14 protein-coding genes and 2 pseudogenes are annotated in these 16,360 nt (G+C 69.4%); 6 read left to right on the top strand and 10 right to left on the bottom strand.

Annotation, left to right across the window (positions count from 1 at the left end):
- Positions 1-80: 80 nt before the first annotated feature.
- Positions 81-179 (top strand): annotated as a pseudogene (locus OHU34_RS28660) (alpha/beta hydrolase); the annotation flags it as partial.
- Positions 180-606: 427 nt separating this feature from the next.
- Positions 607-1,038: an ester cyclase gene (locus OHU34_RS28655; protein ID WP_160166193.1), complete on the top strand. Its 432-nt coding sequence runs from the start codon at positions 607-609 to the stop codon at positions 1,036-1,038.
- Between the two features lie 94 nt (positions 1,039-1,132).
- Here OHU34_RS28655 and OHU34_RS28650 read toward each other — a convergent pair whose 3' ends face one another.
- Entirely contained in the window at positions 1,133-1,705 is a 573-nt protein-coding gene (locus OHU34_RS28650) for a helix-turn-helix domain-containing protein (RefSeq protein ID WP_405768953.1), read from the bottom strand.
- A gap of 123 nt (positions 1,706-1,828) precedes the next feature.
- On the opposite strand from OHU34_RS28650, the gene OHU34_RS28645 reads away from it, so the two are divergent.
- On the top strand, positions 1,829-2,344 hold the full coding sequence (locus OHU34_RS28645; RefSeq protein WP_230196864.1) for a MarR family winged helix-turn-helix transcriptional regulator: 516 nt from the start codon (positions 1,829-1,831) through the stop codon (positions 2,342-2,344).
- A gap of 142 nt (positions 2,345-2,486) precedes the next feature.
- Positions 2,487-2,777, top strand: a pseudogene (locus OHU34_RS28640) (PPOX class F420-dependent oxidoreductase); the annotation flags it as partial.
- A 149-nt stretch (positions 2,778-2,926) separates the two neighbouring features.
- Here OHU34_RS28640 and OHU34_RS28635 read toward each other — a convergent pair.
- The 3 genes from OHU34_RS28635 to OHU34_RS28625 all read right to left on the bottom strand — a co-directional run bounded on the left by OHU34_RS28635 (position 2,927) and on the right by OHU34_RS28625 (position 4,678).
- Entirely contained in the window at positions 2,927-3,319 is a 393-nt protein-coding gene (locus OHU34_RS28635) for a nuclear transport factor 2 family protein (protein ID WP_142264150.1), read from the bottom strand.
- 37 nt (positions 3,320-3,356) lie between these two features.
- Positions 3,357-4,139: an MBL fold metallo-hydrolase gene (locus OHU34_RS28630; protein ID WP_405768950.1), complete on the bottom strand. Its 783-nt coding sequence runs from the start codon at positions 4,137-4,139 to the stop codon at positions 3,357-3,359.
- 158 nt (positions 4,140-4,297) lie between these two features.
- A complete protein-coding gene (locus OHU34_RS28625; RefSeq protein WP_142264152.1) occupies positions 4,298-4,678 on the bottom strand; it encodes a VOC family protein in 381 nt (126 codons plus the stop codon).
- Positions 4,679-5,063: 385 nt separating this feature from the next.
- On the opposite strand from OHU34_RS28625, the gene OHU34_RS28620 reads away from it, so the two are divergent.
- The gene (locus OHU34_RS28620; protein ID WP_405768947.1) at positions 5,064-5,411 is read left to right on the top strand and encodes a hypothetical protein; all 348 of its coding nucleotides are present in this window, start codon (positions 5,064-5,066) and stop codon (positions 5,409-5,411) included.
- Positions 5,408-6,127 (top strand): hypothetical protein, encoded by a 720-nt coding sequence (locus OHU34_RS28615; RefSeq protein ID WP_405768945.1) that lies wholly within the window; start codon positions 5,408-5,410, stop codon positions 6,125-6,127. The genes OHU34_RS28620 and OHU34_RS28615 overlap by 4 nt, the downstream gene beginning before the upstream one ends.
- Before the next feature lie 1,059 nt (positions 6,128-7,186).
- On the opposite strand, the gene OHU34_RS28610 is transcribed toward OHU34_RS28615, so the two are convergent.
- From OHU34_RS28610 to OHU34_RS28585, 6 genes are all read right to left on the bottom strand, one after another.
- Entirely contained in the window at positions 7,187-10,756 is a 3,570-nt protein-coding gene (locus tag OHU34_RS28610; RefSeq protein ID WP_405768943.1) for a GH32 C-terminal domain-containing protein, read from the bottom strand.
- 85 nt (positions 10,757-10,841) lie between these two features.
- The gene (locus OHU34_RS28605; protein WP_142264154.1) at positions 10,842-12,374 is read right to left on the bottom strand and encodes a glycoside hydrolase family 32 protein; all 1,533 of its coding nucleotides are present in this window, start codon (positions 12,372-12,374) and stop codon (positions 10,842-10,844) included.
- Positions 12,371-13,432, bottom strand: coding sequence for an ABC transporter ATP-binding protein (locus OHU34_RS28600; RefSeq protein ID WP_142264155.1), 1,062 nt, complete (start codon positions 13,430-13,432; stop codon positions 12,371-12,373). Before OHU34_RS28600 ends, OHU34_RS28605 begins: the two co-directional genes overlap by 4 nt.
- Complete coding sequence (locus tag OHU34_RS28595; protein WP_142264156.1) at positions 13,429-14,382, bottom strand: ABC transporter ATP-binding protein; 954 nt, start codon at positions 14,380-14,382, stop codon at positions 13,429-13,431. Before OHU34_RS28595 ends, OHU34_RS28600 begins: the two co-directional genes overlap by 4 nt.
- A 3-nt stretch (positions 14,383-14,385) precedes the next feature.
- Positions 14,386-15,306 (bottom strand): ABC transporter permease, encoded by a 921-nt coding sequence (locus OHU34_RS28590; RefSeq protein ID WP_142264157.1) that lies wholly within the window; start codon positions 15,304-15,306, stop codon positions 14,386-14,388.
- A 12-nt stretch (positions 15,307-15,318) separates the two neighbouring features.
- A complete protein-coding gene (locus OHU34_RS28585) occupies positions 15,319-16,296 on the bottom strand; it encodes an ABC transporter permease (protein WP_142264158.1) in 978 nt (325 codons plus the stop codon).
- Between the last annotated feature and the right edge of the window lie 64 nt (positions 16,297-16,360).

Here is a 16,360-nt window from a genome sequence, read left to right as displayed (position 1 = left end):
GCGGGCGCCGCGTCCGCATCAGCGCCATGTGACTCCCGGCGATCCGGCCGCGAATGGGAACGGGAACGGACCGCGAGGTGCTCCCACCACTGATACTCAAGACCGAGGACAACTCCAAGGGCCTGCCTGTCGAGGCCTTCGACGCGATCCGCGCCGGCGTCGCCGCCGATCGGTCGCAGTTCCACCACGGGAGCCCCGGACTGCATCGAGGCCTTCGCCGAGACGGACTTCACCGAGAACCTGAAGATCGACATCCCGGTGCTGGTGGCGCACGGAGACGACGACCGGATCGTCCCCATCGTGGCCGCCGACCACGAGTCGATCAAGCCCCACCCAACGGCACTCTCAAGGTCTACGCCAGTGCCCCGCACGGTCTGGTCGGGGCTGACAGCCCCGGCAGCAGCGGCCTGCGTGCGCGTAGATGACGCAATCCGCACCGAGCCAGAAGGCCCCAGGCCCTCACCCATTTCAAGATCAATCAGCCGTGAGCCCTGTCACCGTCCGCGACCTCCCCTGACAGAACAGCCCGCCGTCCCAGAGCGAATGCACGGTCGGACGCGGCGGGTCAGCATGGAAAGAAAGGGATGTTCTTGAGTGGAGGTTCCCATGACTGACAACGAAACTTTTGTCCGCGATCTCTTCCGGGCGTGGAACGACCGGGATTACGACTCCATCGCCGGGTCCGTCGCTCCGGACTGCACCCTCGTCGAGGAGGGCAGCGGAAGGACGCTGCAGGGTCCTGAGGGCTTCACCCAGCTCGCGAAGGCCATGTTCGATGCGATGCCCGACGGTAAGTTCACCCTCGACCACCTCACGTCGCAGGGGGACACGGTGGTCGTCGAGTACACGGGCAGTGGGACGCAGACCGGGGATCTGGTCCTGCACGCGGGCACTGTGCCCGCCACGGGGCGTCACGTCACGGTGCACGCGTGCGACATCTACGAGGTCAAGGACAACAAGATCAAGGAAGGCCGCGCCTATCTGGACACCGGCGCCATCATGAGCCAGCTGGGTCTGACCGAGCAGCTGCAGGGCTGACCGGAAGAAGCCCCAACGAGGATCCACGACCGGGGCGACGGGGGCTTCGGCCCGCGTGGCCACCTCCGCCTCGCACCGCAGTCGCCGGTCCGCCTCACTGGGCGTACCGGGACCCGTGTGCCGGATCTCCGCGCGGAACGTGGCCGGCCTGAGTTCCCGGGGCACCCGGTTCGGCCTCGGACTCCTCGGGGCGCGGCTCGCACACGGCGTCGGCCTGGACGTCGCCGGGACAGAGCCGCCCCACTCGACGTACTCGGCCCGCGCGTTGGCGGCCCGCGGTCTTGCGCGGGGACCGGCCCGGCGAACTGGTCAGCCTTGCGCTGCACACGCTGCTCGACGCACGCCCGGCACGGCTCGCTGGGTGTCGGCGGGCGAGCCGGTCGACGGTGCTGGAGTCGAGGGCGGCGAGGGTGTCGACCTCGCTGCGCTCCAACTGACCCTTCTCGATGCGCGAGACACGGGCCTGGGTGACACCCATGGCTTCGGCAACCTGTACCTGTGTCGTGTGCTGCCGCTTCCGCAACTCGGCGAGGCGGTGCACACAGGAGGCCAGGACCATCGCCTGCGCCACCTTCTGGATCTGGTCCTTCCCGGCATCGGTGGAGGCGAAATCCTCGGCCAGCTCTCCCCAGGAGACGGCCTGCGGGTCCTTTAGGTGATCAGTCATCACGCCCCGCCCTCTCCATCGATTCGCTTCAGATGCTCCGCGTACGCCTGCTCCCCGCAGGACGGGGATGGCAGTGGCCTACAATTAACTGTCCATGGAAGATAATTCTTCGGAAGCTGACTGATGGCTGACGCCGACCTGAAGCTGCTGTACCGGGAGCTGGTCTCGCTGGAGATCGAGCTGTGGGATGGCATCGAGGGGCGATTGAGGGCAGCGTACGACCTGCCGCTGACCTCGTTCGAGGTACTGCACCTGCTGCGGCAGCAGCCCGGCCGGCGGATCCAGGACATCGCGGAGGAGTTCTCGATCACGGTGGGCGGCACGAGCAAGGTGGTCGATCGTCTTGAGGCGGCGGGCCTGTGTGAGCGGCGAGCCAATCCGAACGACCGCCGTTCCTCGATCGTCGAACTGACGCCCGAAGGACGGAAGCTGGTGGACGGGGCGCTGAAGGTCTTCGAGGAGGAGCTGGAACTGCGTATCGGGTCGGTGATTCCCGAGCAGTCCGTACGTGAGGTGACCGCGGTCCTCAGCACACTGCGGGCGGCCGGACGCGCCCTGGACGCGGAGAGGAAGGCCGCCGCGCAGACGCCGGTGCCGGCCATGCGGGCGCCGAAGCAGCCCGGCCGACCGGCATCGTGAGCCGAGACGGCTCGGCAGGGCCCGTGGGTTGATCAGCCGGGGCCGGATGAACACAGCCCCCGGCCCCGGCCCATCAGCCCACGATTCGGTCGGCGATACCGGCGAAGGCAATGACTTTGTCGATGCGGCTCCGGACGAGGAGCTGCCGGGGCCACCGTTGCGTGCGGCGTACTCCTCGGTACGGTCGTCGCCCATGTACCGCGACGGCAGCCCTCACGTGACACCGGTCTGGTTCCTCCTCGACGGCGACGACATCGTGCTCACCACCGAGAAGAACAGGGTCAAGGGCCGCAACCTCGCCCGCGACGGACGGTTCGCCCTCTGCGTAGATGAGCACCGGCCCCCGTACGCGTTCATCCTCCTCCAGGGCCGCGCGACGATCTCCGAGGACCCGGATGGCATGCTGCGCTGGTGCGGTCTCCCGGGCGCGCGCGGCTGGTCGACGGCTTGCCGGTGCGGGTGCCGTACGTGACGAGCGCCCACCACTGCTGCCCGGTCATCTTCCGCATGCGGGTGCCTTTCGTGTGCGTACGGAACGGCTCGTGGGTGCCCGGGGCCGAGTCAGCCCCGGGCACCATGGTTCTAGCCCCAGAAGGCGTCTTCGGCGGCCGGGTCGGCGGAGAAGAGCCACATCTCGGTGATCTTGCCGTTCGCGATCCGCAGGAGGTCGACGCCGTCCATGCTCATCGACGCGCCGTCATGACGGCCGGTGAAGTGGATGGTGGCGGCGACCAGGTCGCCGTTGCCCATGAGGGTGTGGATCTTGTCGATGGCGAAGGTGCCCCGGCTGGTCTCCATCATGCTGCCGAGCATCTGGAAGACGGCGCCCTGACCCTTGTGGTCGCCGGAGAACTGGTTGGCGCCGGGCTGGTGCCAGACGATGTCGGCATCGAGGAGGTCGCCAAGAGCGGCCATGTCTCCGGTCTGGACGGCCTGGAAATAGGTGCGGGCGATGTCGATGTTCGAACTGGTCATGCCGCTTGCTCCTTGGGTTCGTGTACGGGGTTGGTGGCTATCGGGCGAAGTCGAGGCGGTCGGCGAGGTCGGCGTCGGTGAACGCGGCCTCGATCTCGTGTCGGCCTTCCTTGAAGTGGGCCCAACTGTCGTAGTGCGCGGGGACGACCCGGCGGGCACCGAGCAGCTTCGCGGCCTCGGCGCCCTGGGCGCTGTCGAGGGTGAGCAGGGCGCCTTCGAAGGCGAAGGCCATGCGGGCGCCACCGAGGAAGAGGACCGCGGTGTCGACGGGAGCGAACCTCCCGGCGATCTCCTTGACGTGCTCCAGGGCGGCGTTGTCGCCGCTGACGTACACCGAGGGCAGGTCGTCGGAGGTGAGGATGAAGCCGACGACGTCGCCGGTGACCGGTTCGCAGCCGACGGGGCCGTGCCGGGCGGGAACGCCCGTGACGGTCACGGTGCCGCCGTCGGGCCGCCAGAGCTCTGCGGTCTCCCAGAAGGCCAGCCCCTGTGCGTTGCCACCCAGACGACCGGCGCCGCTTTCGGTGGTGAAGACGACGGGGACCTCGGGCAGGAAGGCGCGGCCGGCGTTGTCGAGGTTGTCGTCGTGCGTGTCGTGGGAGAGCAGGACGGCGTCGATGCCGCCCAGGTCGGCGGCGGTGACTGGCGACGGTGCGGTTTTGACGAGCTTGTGGTCACCGGGGAGAGGCATGGGGTACTCGCCGGGCGGGTCGAAGGTGGGGTCGGTGACGAACCTGAGCCCGCCGTACTCGATCAGGGTGGTCGGGCCGCCGTATGCGTGGACGGGGATCTTTTCGCCGACGGCGCTGGTGCCGGACATCTGGGACCTCCCGGTCGGGGAACTGTGAGGACGCGAACCCTGCGGGTGGCTCCGGCAGGGGAAGGGGCGAGAAGAAAAGGGGCGGAAGGAGAAGGGCCGTCGGCCATGCTGCAGCACAGGTCATCCGGCGGGTGCCGTGCGGCTGCCTGCGCGGCCGGTCAGGGGGCGGGTGCGGAGAAGACGCCGAAGTGGTTGCCGGCCGTGTCCTGCAGCCGGGCGAAGGTGAAGCCCGCGGAGTCGGAGACCGGCTCCATGAGCACCTCGGCGCCCAGTTCGCCGGCGCGCCCGACGGTCGCGGTGACGTCCTGGACGAGGACGTAGAAGATCGCGTAGTTGGGGAACTTGCCCTCGGACTCCCACACGCCGCCCGCCGGCTGCTGGGCACCGGGCGGCATCACCGAGTGGTAGGTGACGCCCGGGGTGTTGGTGTTGAGGACGTAGTTCCAGTCGAAGAGCTCTCCGTAGAACTCCTTGGCCTTCTCCGGCTGGTCGGTGCCGAACTCGAACCAGGCGACCGAGTTGAAGGCGGGAACAGTCATGACACTCACTCCTAAAAGCCTCACATCGGGACAAAGATGACTCTCCAGGGCGCGCTTGAACCGGAGTGTGATTGCCGCGCTCCGCCGGAAGGCTCACAGGGCCTGCCTGCCGGAGCAGGCAACGAAGGCCCCGGATCAGCCGCCCACCAGCAAACCATTTAGATTCCATGGAATCAACTTCCAGAGATTATTGTTCCATGTGATGCAGATTTGGCGTCCAGTCACCTCGCCCCGCGCACGGCACAGGAACGAGGTCGACCCGGGCGCGGGCGGCCGACAGCAGAGAGGAAGCCCGTCATGGAACCGGTCGAGATCGAGGCGAAGACCCTGATCCAGAAGTCGAAGACCCCGTCGAACGACTACGTGATCAACTCCTACACCGGCTGTGTACTGCTGCGCGTACTGCTTCGCCTCCTTCGCGGGGCGGCAGTTCGGCCGATCGGCCAGGGAGTGGGGCGACTACCTGTACATGAAGAAGAACGCCGCCGACCTGGCCCGCGAGGAGCTGGCCCGGATGCCCGAGCACAAGCGCCACGGCACGATGCTGCTCAGCTCGGTCACCGACCCGTACCAGGGCCACGAGACGAAGTACCGGCTCAGCCGCGGCATCCTGCGCGAGCTGAAGACGGGAGTACCCGGGCCTGGTCCGCATCCTGACCAAGTCGCCCCGTCGTCACCCGCGGCATCGACCTGCTCACCAGCCTGCCCCGCGCCGAGGTCGGCACGACGGTGACCACCGCGGACTACGAGGTCAGCCGCTGGCTGGAGGTGCGCGCGCCACTCGCCTCCCGCCGACTGCGCACCCTCACGGAACTGCGCGAGGCCGGCATCCCCGCCTTCGCGTTCGTCGGCCCGCTCCTGCCCCACTTCGCGGTCCACCTGCCGGTCACCTCGGAAGAGGACCGCCGGATCTTCGCGGGCAACATCCTCACCGCCGTCCGTGCCGCCCAGCCGGCCCGCGTGGTGTTCTCCACCAGCGGTTTCCCCATCGATCCCGCCATCGGCGGAGCCGCCGCGACACTGGTTGCCGGCCTGACCGACAGTGGCGTGTCCCATGCGGTGATCGCGCCCGAGCCGTACCTGGAGAACCTGCTCATGCCCTACGCCCTCGACTCGGTCCGTGAGCGCGGCGTGCTGCCCTACGCGATCCGGGCCGACTTCCCCGTCTCATGGGCCTCCCACCTGGACATCGCCGATGTCGCCGTCGCCCTGTTCGAGCGCACGGACGTCACCGGTGTGGTCTCCGTCGGCCAGTACCCGGCGATCACCGGGCCCGGACCTGGCCGAGGCGTTCGGCACCCGGCTGGCAGCACGTGGCAAGCCGCCCAGTTCCGCGGGCGGCCTGCCACGCCATCCAGCGCAGCCGACCGCCCACACCAAGACGACGGTGCGGGCGGAGAGGACCGACTGCACACGGGGCGTACCTCCACACATCACGTGGTGTGCTGAGGGGGCCTCATCCGTCGCAGGAGTGAGGTGCCGTCCCGGCCGGCGATCTCTCGGTAAGTAGGGATGCCGAGGTCCACAGCGGTGCTGTGGCGGCTCTGTTCGGCGTCCAGCTGTGCAAGCTTGTCCATCGAGTTCGGCCTCGGTGATGCTGGCCGGGAGGTTGTCACGGATCTCGACCAGGCGGCCACGCCGGCTGGGCTCGGGGCGGATCATGGAGCAGCGGATGCAGGCTCTCCTGAAGCAAGACCATGTGCAACGTGGTGAGGCGCACGAGCCGTTGGTGAGCGATCCCTTGATATCGCTGATCACCGCTTCGCCCATGGTGCGAGACCGCCACTGCACGCGCACCGGCTTGTCCGCGATCCGCATCCACCGCACGAAGTGCCGAGCATCCACCCGCTCCGCGCGATCCCAACTCGCACCCCATCAAATGGGACAGCGAATCGGCCGGAGGCACCGTCGGTCCGCCCACTACTTCGCCGTCTCGGCCCCTATACGGCCCCTGCGTCTTGGCATCGCCCCTCAGGGCAGCCGCCCGGACGGCGAGCGACAACCTCGATCACCTATTCCACCGCAGGTCAGAGGGTTGAAGCTCCCCCGAGCACCGCCGGACCCCAAACCCACGAGCAGCGGATCCAGTCCGTTCAGGCGAAGTTGACGCCCCGACACCCAAAAATGAACGTTTCCGCAGGTCAGAGACCTGCACAGGTGGGGCGGGTGGGACTCGAACCCACGGCCGACGGATTATGAGTCCTTTGGGGATCTTGGCGGCCCTTGTCGATCATTGCCGATTCACGCTGTTCTTGCAGGTCAGACGTGCTGATCAGTGTCAGCCCTGTGCAGTGCTTGTCGGTCTGTTCCTGTCCTTGTGGCCCCTCAATGGCCCCTGAGCGTCTTCGAGTTGGACACGTATCACAGAAGCAGCCGCGTCCGCCCAGGTCAGCCGAGGAGAGAGAACCTTCGTACAGCGGATCCTCCTTCCCACGTGCGGAGGCTCCGCCCCAGTGCGGGGAGGGCGGAGTCTCCGCGGTCGCGGTTGTTTGTCGGCTTGACCGGCGGTCACAGCTCCTGCGCGTAGGTGTCCTGGTACGCCGCCCTCCCGCCGAACACATTCAGGGCGATGTGGCCATCGGCGTATGTCGTGTCCGTCACGTCGATGATCCGGGTGCCGTTGAGGAACACCTGGATGCGGTCGCCCTCGGTGAGGATGCGGACGGGGTAGGTCGTGCCGCGGCGGACCAGAGCCGGGACGCGGGCGAGGGCTTTGGCGTCGTCGAAGTAGCCGTTGGCCTTGGCGACCAGGCGGATCACGCGTAGGTCGGGGTCGATGTTGAGGCAGTAGGCGTCGGCGCCGTCGGAGGAGGCGCGCCAGAGGAGGGAGAGGGCGCCGCCCGTGTCCGGGGCGGGGCCGCCGAGCCGGACCAGAGTGGTGAGGTCCAGGTCCGTCGCCGTGCGGGCCGAGATCGCGTTGGAGTCCTTGTCGAAGCTTCCGGCGCGGCCCGCGCTGTCCGTCGACCAGCGGCCGGCGGGGGTGATCGTCAACTTGCCGAGGTTCGAGCGGAATTCACCGCCGGCCGGGGCGGCCACCAGCGGCTTCACCCGATCCACCAGGCGGAAGGTGCTGTCCAGCCTGTGCACCTTGAGCGACTCGATGTGTGCGGTGCCGCCCTTGGCGTAGAAGGCCATGCCGTCGGCGTCCGGGCCGGGGAAGATCAGGCTGGTCACGGCGGCCTGTCCGTCCGCGCCGAACGCCTCGACCGAGGACGAGTCGACGTACACGCGCAGGGTCACGCGGCCGTCGGTCGTCTTCATCGGCGCGGTCGTGCGGCCCGCGAAGTACTGCGTGAAGTCGCTCAGGCCCGATGCGGAGCGGTCCACGAACAGTTCGTGCGCCTCGGCGTCATATCCGACTGTCGTGTGCTGGTCGTCGTCGGTCCGGAGCCGGAAGCCGATCTCCGTGGCGGTTCCGAGGGTGATCTCGGCCTCGATCTCGTAGGCGGTGCCCCGGGCTCCCGCGAGCGGGTTCGCGGAGTCGGGGCCGACGGCGAGGTTCTTGCGGGTTGTGGTGGACGTGCGCAGCGTGACCAGCTCCGGGACCGGGCGCTGCGCCAGGCGTACGCCGTCGGCGGTGTCCGTGAGGGTCAGTTCGCGGGGGGTGCTCAGCTGGCCGTTCCAGCCGCCGGTCGGGGCGCTGAAGGGGTAGTCCCAGTTGCTTATCCAGCCCAGCCAGACGCGGCGGTCGTCGGTCAGGCCGTAGAAGGACATGGCGGCGTAGTAGTCACGGCCGGAGTCGGCGCGCAGGACCGTGCCGGCCTTCTGGTCGGGACTGAAGCCGGCGCCGTTCCACTCGCCCGTGAAGTACTGGGCGGCCGAGCCGTTCGTGGCGCGTACGGCACCGGTGCTCAGGGTGAGAACCCACTTCACCTTGTCCTCGTCGCCGTCGATGGGGAGCGGAAAGAAGTCGGGACACTCCCAGACCCCGGGTGCGGCCCAGTCGCCGTAGCCGAAGGAGCTGACCTGGGTCCAGGTGAGGAGGTCGGTGGAGGTGAAGAAGCGGATGTGGTCGCCGCCGGATACGACCATCAGCCACTGGTCGTGGGCCTCGTCGCGGATGACCTTCGGGTCGCGGAAGGTCCAGCCGGCGTCCGGGCCGCCCGGGTTCTGCACGGCCGGACTCGAGCCGCCGTGCAGCTGCCATGATCGGCCCTTGTCCTTGCTGTACGCGATGCGCACGCTCGCGTTCCCGCCCGGCTTGTCCGGGTGGTAGCTCGTGTAATAGGCGATCAGGCCCGAGCCGCCGTCGAAGAGACCGGAGGTGTCGTCGGCGTCCACGACCGCGCAGCCGGTCCAGCAGTGACCGTAGGCGTTCCAGGGCAGGGCTATCGGCAGGGGCTGCCAGTGGACGAGGTCGGTGCTGACCGCGTGTGCCCAGCGGCCCTCGTCCTGGTGGAAGAGGTGGTACTCGCCGTCGTGGTGCAGCAGGCCGCAGGGGTCGCTGGTGGAGCCGGTGAGCTGGGAGTAGTGGTACGTGGGGCGGTACGGCTCGGTGAAGTGGTCGGCGGTGCTTCGGACTTCGACGTTCTGGAAGTACGACGTCCCGTGCGCGGCCGCGGTGCCGAAGGCGGCGCCCTTGGTGCGGGACACGCGGGTTTTCAGCGCCCGTACGCCGTCCACGTACACCTCGATGGTTCTGCCCGTCGCGCGGGCCTCGACGCGGTACGTGCCTCCGGCCGTGATGCGCCGGACCGGGCCGGAGGCGGAGGCGAGGCGGGTGCCGGAGGAGCGGTCCAGCAGGACGACGGCGTTGCGGCCGGCTTCCAGGCGGGCTTCGTAGCCGCCGGAGCCGTTCGCGAACGCTCGCAGGACGAGGCCGGCCGAGGAGGAGGGGCCGCCGGGTGTGATGTCGGCTCTCGCCACCAGGTCGCCGTCGGTGAAGGGGGCCGTGCGCAGGCCGTTCTCGCCGCGGATGCCGCGCAGGTCGGGGGTCCAGGTGCCGGAGCGGGCCGTCCAGCCCTGGAGGCCGGTGGCGAGATCGGCCCCGGCGATGTTCTCGAAGGACACCGCTCCAGCCGATGCCGTGACGGCGAGTCGGCCTTTGGCGTGGGTGGAGTCCTGGGCGGTGATGACGGGGCTATAGCCGTCGGGAGAGAGGAAGTTGGTCTGCCAGTGCACGCGCAGTTCGTCGCGTTCGGCTTCGACGCGCAGGCGGTAGACCGTGTCGGCCTTGATGGTGGTCGCGTAGGTGCCGAGGGTGACGTTGCCGTCGATGCGGTAGAGCCTCAGCCTGCCCTGGTCCGCGTCGACTTGGACGCCGTAGCCGTGCGTGGCCGTGGCGTCGGTGCGCACCAGCAGTGAGGCGATGGCGGAAGCGTCGTGCAGGAGCAGGTCGGCCTGGAGCGCGGTGTCGTACGTCTTGGTCGTGGTGAGGGCGCGGGCGGTGGCTCCCAGGGTCGGTGCCGCGCGCCAGCCCAGCGGACTCGCCGTCCAGGTGCCGCCGCTCGTGGTCCAGCCGGTGAGGTTGGTGGTGACTGAGGAGAGGGACGGCGGGCCGAAGGTGACCGTGCCGCCCTGGGCGAGCAGGCCCACCGAGCCGGTGTCGTGGCGGTGGTCCTCGGTGTGGAGGAGCCGTTTGCCGTCGACATGCACCGTCAGCTCGGGCCCGTCGACTGCCACTTCGAGGTCATAGGGTCTTGCGGTCCGCGCGCCTGGAAGTGGAGCGGTGGCGAGTGTGTCGCCGTCGGCCAGGTCGTAGAGCCGTATGCGGGCGCGGCCGGGGTCGAGGGCGACCGCGTATCCGGTCGAGCCGTCCAGGGCTGCCCGGAACACCAACGCGCCTACGGCGGAAGAGGATTGGGGCGTGACGCGGGCCGCGTACGTGCCCTTGGCCGCGAGTTGCTGCTCGGACAGGGCGAGGGCGGGCCCGCGACTGTCGGCGGCCGCCTTCTGGCCCCCGTCGGAGGTGCGGGTCCAGGTGCCGGTGACGGGGATGGGGTCGGGAATCGGGGTGGCGGCGGGGGTCGCTCCGGCGGCGCTCGGGGCGGCCTGTGCTGCGGGGAGGATGCCTCCGAGAGGCAGCAGGGTGGCGGCGGTTCCTCCGGCGAGCAGGAGGGTACGGCGGGACACGCTCATGGCGGCTCCTGAGGGAGAACAGGCGAGGGTGGGCCACGGCCCCGCGGGATGTCCAGCCCGCGGGCCGTGGCCGTCTGTAAGACCGTCACGGCCACAGCGGCCGGGGTCCGTCGGTGAAGACCGACGCCATCTGCCAGGCGTCGAACCGCTCCAGGGCCACGTCGCCGTCGGCACCGATACCCACGCCTACGGCCTCGTCCGGGCGGGTGGGGTAGATCCGGGCGGTCAAGGCACGCCCGTTGGCGTAGATCTCCAGTGCGGAGTGGTCGACGAGGACGCGCAGGTCGACCCGGCCGTCGGGGTCCAACGGCAGTTCGCCGTACCGGGGTTCGGCGTCGACCGTCGGGTCGAGGCTGCTGGTCTCGCGGCGCAGGCGGAGAGTGCCGCCCGTTCCGTCCTGCGCCCTGCTCACCTCCACGACCGTGCGTTCCGCGCCGTCCGGTGTCTCGCGGACCACGAGCCGGGCGGTCGCTCCGGGAGCGAGACGCAAGGTCGTCTCGATGTCCAGCTGGTCCCCGCGCACGGCGGGCAGCCGGGTGTACCGGTCGGCCTGCCGGCCCGGAGCCACCTCTACGCGCTCCCGCCGCAGCTCGGTCAGCTCCGGCGCCGGGGCCTGATGCAGGCCGCCGTCCGTGGCGAGCGTGACGACCCTCGGCAGGGACATCACGCCGCACCAGCCGGCCTGTGCGTTCGCCTCGTCCGTCCGTCCCTCCTGGAGCCAGCCGAACATGATGCGGCGGCCGTGCTCGTCGCGAGTGGACTGGGGGGCGTAGAAGTAGCGTCCCCCGTAGTCGAGGCGGTGGAGGGCGGTCGGGTTGAAGGTGTCGCCCTGGTAGCGGCCGGTCCAGTACAGGGGGTGGTGGGTGGTGCCCTCGTCCCAGGCGGAGAAGACCAGCACGTCGGTGCTGCCGGCCTCCTCGTCCTCGCCGAGCCGGAAGAGGTCGACGCATTCCCACATCGTGCCGGTCCAGTCGAGCTCGCCCTGGTTCTGCGAGGCGTCGCCGGTCAGCAGGGGGCCGACGTAGCGCCAGCTGCGCAGATCGTCGGATTCGTACAGGAAGGCCGTTCCGCCGACGCCCCGGATGCCCGAGCCCACCAGCTGGCGCCACACCTGGCCCTCCCGCCAGACGCAGTGGTCGCGGAAGGCCGTGATGTCGATGCCCTCGGGCGGGGCGGTGATGGCCGGGTTGGCCTGGTCTTTGGTCCAGTACCGCAGGTCGGCCGATCCCCTGGCCACGCAGGGGAGTTCGTGGTCTCCGTGCCTGCCCGAGTAGACGAGCGTCGGTACTCCCCCGTCGTCCACCAGGACACCGGACCAACAGCCATCGCGGTCCGGGCCGTCCGAGCCTGGCATCAGGGCGACTGGCTCATCGGCCCAGTGCACGAGGTCGGTACTGGTGGCGTGGCCCCAGTGGATGCGGTGGTGGGCGGCGGCGAGCGGGTTGTACTGGTAGAAGAGGTGGTAGACGCCGTTCCAGTGGCTCAGCCCGTTGGGGTCGTTGAGCCAGCCGCCGGGCGAGGTGAAGTGGAAGCGGGGGCGGTGGGGGTCGCGCAGGGCGCGTTCGGCCAGCCCCTCGGCGGTGTGGCTGCCGGAGGGGAGGGTGAGGTCGTGGGTCATGCGGCGGTGGTCTCCGCTTTCTCAGTGACGTCGGTGGCGTCGGTGGCGTCGGTGGCCTCGCCGTCCGGCCGGTCGGTGGCCTTCAGGACGCGGCGGGCGATGTCGGAGGCGGGTGCGCGCAAATGGCAGCGCACCCAGTGGGGCTGGCCGTCGTCTTCGCCGACGATGTGGCGGACGGGGTCGGTGCGGCTGCACGCGCCGTCGTCGCCGTAGGGGCAGGACGTGGGGTTGAGGATCGCCTCGCGCAGGCGGGCGCGCTCGACGGGGTCGTAGCTGCCGGCCCGTTCGGGGTCGGGTACGGCGGACAGCAGCAGGCGGGTGTAGGGGTGGGCGGGGGCGTCCATCACCGCCAACGCGTCGCCGCCCTCGACGAGTTCGCCGGCGAACATGACCATCGTGGTGTCGGCGAGGTAGCGGGCGGAGCCCAGGTCGTGGGTGATGTAGAGCATGGCGATGTTCCGCTCGTCGCGCAGGCGCCGCATCAGGTTGAGCACGCCGACGCGCACGGAGACGTCCAGCATCGACGTCGGTTCGTCGGCCAGGATGAGGCGCGGCTCCACCGCCAACGCGCGAGCGATGGAGACGCGCTGACGCTGGCCGCCGGAGAGTTCGTGCGGGTAGGACTGGAGCATGTCCTCGGTCAGGCCGACCGTTTTCATCAGCTCGCGCAGCGCCTCTGGTGTGGCGGAGTGGCCGTGCAGGACGAGCGCCCGGGTGAGGAAGTGCTCGATGCGGTGGACGGGGTTGAGTGAGCCGAAGGGGTCCTGGAACACCATCTGGACCTTGCGGCGGTACGCCCGTGACGCCCGGCGCCGCTCGGTGCGCAGGACGTCCTGGCCGTCGAGCAGCACCTGTCCGGCGGAGGGCTGTTCGAGGCGGGCGAGACAGCGGGCGATGGTGGACTTGCCGCTGCCGGACTCGCCGACCAGGGCGGTGATCCGGCCAGCCGGGAGATCGAAGGAGACGTCGTTGACGGCTCGGACACGACGCCGGGAGAAGACGGTGCCGACCTGGAAGTCCTTGGTCAGACCGCGTACGGACAGCAGGGGCTGGGTCATCGCGGGGCTCCCTGGGCACTCTGGGCCGCCCACCGGCCGGGGGCGATCTCGCGCAGGTCGGGGATGTTCATGGAGCAGTCCGAGCGGTCCTCGGGACAGCGGACGTGGAAGCCGCAGCTGTCGGCGGTGCGCGGGGCGTCGAAGAGGCCGGTGAGCTCTTGGCGCGGGCCGGTCAGCGGCGGGAAGGCGTTCATCAGCGCCTCGGTGTAGGGGTGGAGCGGATGGGCGAACAGGTCCTTGGCGTCGGCGAGTTCGACGATCCGTCCGCCGTACATCACGCCCATGCGGTCCGACAGCTCGACCATCAGGGACATGTCGTGGGTGATGAAGAGGATGGAGAAGCCCAGCTCCCGCTGGAGGTCGCGGATCTGCGCCATGATCTCCTGCTGCACGACCACGTCGAGCGCGGTGGTCGGCTCGTCCATGATCAGCAGCCGGGGGTGGAGTGCGACGGCCATGGCGATGACCACGCGCTGGCGCATGCCGCCGGACAGCTGGTGCGGGTACGCCTTCAGCCTTCCCGGGTCGATGCCGACCAGCTCCAGCAGCTCGCCGGCCCGCTCACGCGCCGCCCGCTTCTTCAGCTTCTCGTGGGTGGTGAAGATGTCGACTATCTGCTCGCCGATGGTCAGGACGGGGTTGAGCGAGTTCATCGCCGACTGGAAGACCATGGCGATCTCCCGCCACCGGAAGGCGCGCAGCTCCCGTTCGTTCAGGGCGAGGACGTCCCTGCCCTGGAAGCGGATGCTGCCCGCGGTGATCTCCGCCGGGGGCTTGAGCAGTCGCATCACCGCGTTGGCGATGGTCGACTTGCCGCAGCCGGATTCTCCGGCGAGGCCGAAGACCTCTCCGACGCCGATGGAGAAGGAGACGTCGTCGGCGCCCACGACGGTGCGTCCGTCACCGCGGTATTCGACGCGCAGGCCGTTCACCTCAAGTACGGGTTCCATGGCTCAGCCCCTCCTCTCACGGCGGGCACGGCGGTTGCGCAGCCTGGGGTTGGTGATCTCGTCGACCGCGTAGTTGACCAGCGCGATGGCGAAGGCGACGAGGGCGATGCACAGCCCGGAGGGGACGAAAACCCACCATGCGCCGGTCATCAGCGCGCCGTCGTTGCCGGCCCAGTACAGGTTGGTGCCCCAGCTGACGACGCTGCTGTCGCCGAGGCCGAGGAACTCCAGGCCGGCCTGGGCGCCGATGCCGAAGATCACGCAGCCGAGCAGCGTGGTCATCACCACGGACGCCATGTTGGGCAGGATCTCGCGGAACATGATCCGCAAGGGGCGTTCTCCGGTGACGACGGCGGCGGCCACGAAGTCCTTGCCGCGGATCGACTTGGCCTGCGCGCGCAGGACCCGGGCCGAGCCCGCCCAGCCGGTGACGACGAGGACCAGGATCACGGTGGAGGTCCCGGGCGGCAGGAACGCGGCCAGGATGATGAGCAGCGGGAGGCCGGGCAGCAGCAGGAAGATGTTGGTGACCAGAGTCAGCGCGTCGTCGACGACGCGGTCGAAGTACGCGGATGCGAGGCCGACGACGATGGCGACCGCGGTCGCCACGAGCCCCACGGTGAACCCGACGAAGAGGGAACTGCGCGCACCCCAGAGGGTGAGGGCGAGCACGTCCTGTCCCTTGGCGGTCGTACCGAACCAGTGCGCGGCCGAGGGGGCCTGGCTGCCCGTGGAGTTGATGAGCGACGGGTCGCTGGGTGCCAGGACGGGTGCGAGCAGGGCGAGCAGGGCGAAGAGAGCGAGCAGGATCAGCCCGGTCAGTGCCTTCTTGCTGTCGATGAGCTGGCGCAGCAGTCCGCGCCGACGGGAAGCACGCGCGGGGGCCGTCGGCGTGGTGGCCGTGGCGATTTCGATGGCGGTCATGTCGGCACCTCCTCAGCGGACGCGGACGCGCGGGTCGAGGCGGACGTAGACGAGGTCGACGAGGAAGTTCGCGATCAGTACCGCCGCCGTGATCGTCAGGAAGATGCCCTGCATCAGTGGGTAGTCCAGGCCCTGGACGGCCATCAGCAGCTGGTAGCCGATGCCGGGGTAGGCGAAGACGACCTCGGTGAGCAGGGCGCCGCCGACGACGAAGCCGAGGGCCATGCCGAAGTTGGTGACGGAGGGCAGCATCGCGTTGCGAGCGGCGTAGCGGAACATGATCCGTGAGGGGCTGAGCCCCTTGGCCTCGGCCATGGTGATGTAGTCCTCGGCCGTTGTGGCGATCATGGTGTTGCGCATGCCGAGCATCCAGCCGCCGATGGAGACCAGCACGATGGTCAGCGCGGGCAGCACCAGGTGGGTGGCGACGTTGGAGACGAACTCGGCGTTGAAGCCGGGGGTCAGTCCGACGTCGTAGGCGTGCCGCATGGGGAACCAGCCCAGGCTCACCCCGAACAGGTACAGCGCGCCCATCGCCAGCCAGAAGTACGGGAACGAGCCGACGAAGATCAGCAGAGGCGGGAAGGCGGAGTCGAGGACGCCGCCGCGCCGCCAGGCGGCGACGATGCCGAGCAGGTTGCCGAGCACGGCGGCGATGACGAGCGCGACGCCACCGAGGAGCAGGGTCCAGCCGATCTGCGAGCCGATCACGTCGGAGACCGGGGTCGGGAAGCGGGAGATGGAGATGCCGAGGTCGCCGGTGAAGACGCTCTTGACGTAGGAGACGTACTGCTCCCAGAGGGGGCGGTTGTCGAGGCCGAAGAGTTTCCGCAGCTGGGCTATCTGGTCGGGCTGCATGGTGCCCTGGGCCTGCGCGAACATCCGGGAGACCGGGTCGCCCGGCATGAAGCGCGGGAGAACGAAGTTCAGGGTGATGGAGGCCCAGAAGGCGAGCAGATAGAACCCCAGGTTGCGCAGGATCAGACGCACGGGTCGTGCTCCCTGTCGGTGGGGGGTGAACGTGTGGCTCGGTGCGCGGGGGCGGCCGTCCGGG

The sequence above is a fragment of the Streptomyces sp. NBC_00080 genome, assembly GCF_045041255.1.
GTDB lineage: Bacteria > Actinomycetota > Actinomycetes > Streptomycetales > Streptomycetaceae > Streptomyces > Streptomyces coriariae.
This window is presented reverse-complemented; position numbering and strand designations above follow the sequence as displayed.

What these genes read in the sequence shown, in the direction of transcription:
- OHU34_RS28650 (WP_405768953.1), bottom strand. Translation starts at nt 1,705, where the DNA reads ATGACTGATCACCTAAAGGACCCGCAGGCCGTCTCCTGGGGAGAGCTG.
- OHU34_RS28625 (WP_142264152.1), bottom strand. Translation starts at nt 4,678, where the DNA reads ATGACTGTTCCCGCCTTCAACTCGGTCGCCTGGTTCGAGTTCGGCACC.
- OHU34_RS28630 (WP_405768950.1), bottom strand. Translation starts at nt 4,139, where the DNA reads ATGTCCGGCACCAGCGCCGTCGGCGAAAAGATCCCCGTCCACGCATAC.
- OHU34_RS28600 (WP_142264155.1), bottom strand. Translation starts at nt 13,432, where the DNA reads ATGACCCAGCCCCTGCTGTCCGTACGCGGTCTGACCAAGGACTTCCAG.
- OHU34_RS28605 (WP_142264154.1), bottom strand. Translation starts at nt 12,374, where the DNA reads ATGACCCACGACCTCACCCTCCCCTCCGGCAGCCACACCGCCGAGGGG.
- OHU34_RS28635 (WP_142264150.1), bottom strand. Translation starts at nt 3,319, where the DNA reads ATGACCAGTTCGAACATCGACATCGCCCGCACCTATTTCCAGGCCGTC.
- OHU34_RS28595 (WP_142264156.1), bottom strand. Translation starts at nt 14,382, where the DNA reads ATGGAACCCGTACTTGAGGTGAACGGCCTGCGCGTCGAATACCGCGGT.
- OHU34_RS28655 (WP_160166193.1), top strand. Translation starts at nt 607, where the DNA reads ATGACTGACAACGAAACTTTTGTCCGCGATCTCTTCCGGGCGTGGAAC.
- OHU34_RS28645 (WP_230196864.1), top strand. Translation starts at nt 1,829, where the DNA reads ATGGCTGACGCCGACCTGAAGCTGCTGTACCGGGAGCTGGTCTCGCTG.
- OHU34_RS28590 (WP_142264157.1), bottom strand. Translation starts at nt 15,306, where the DNA reads ATGACCGCCATCGAAATCGCCACGGCCACCACGCCGACGGCCCCCGCG.
- OHU34_RS28610 (WP_405768943.1), bottom strand. Translation starts at nt 10,756, where the DNA reads ATGAGCGTGTCCCGCCGTACCCTCCTGCTCGCCGGAGGAACCGCCGCC.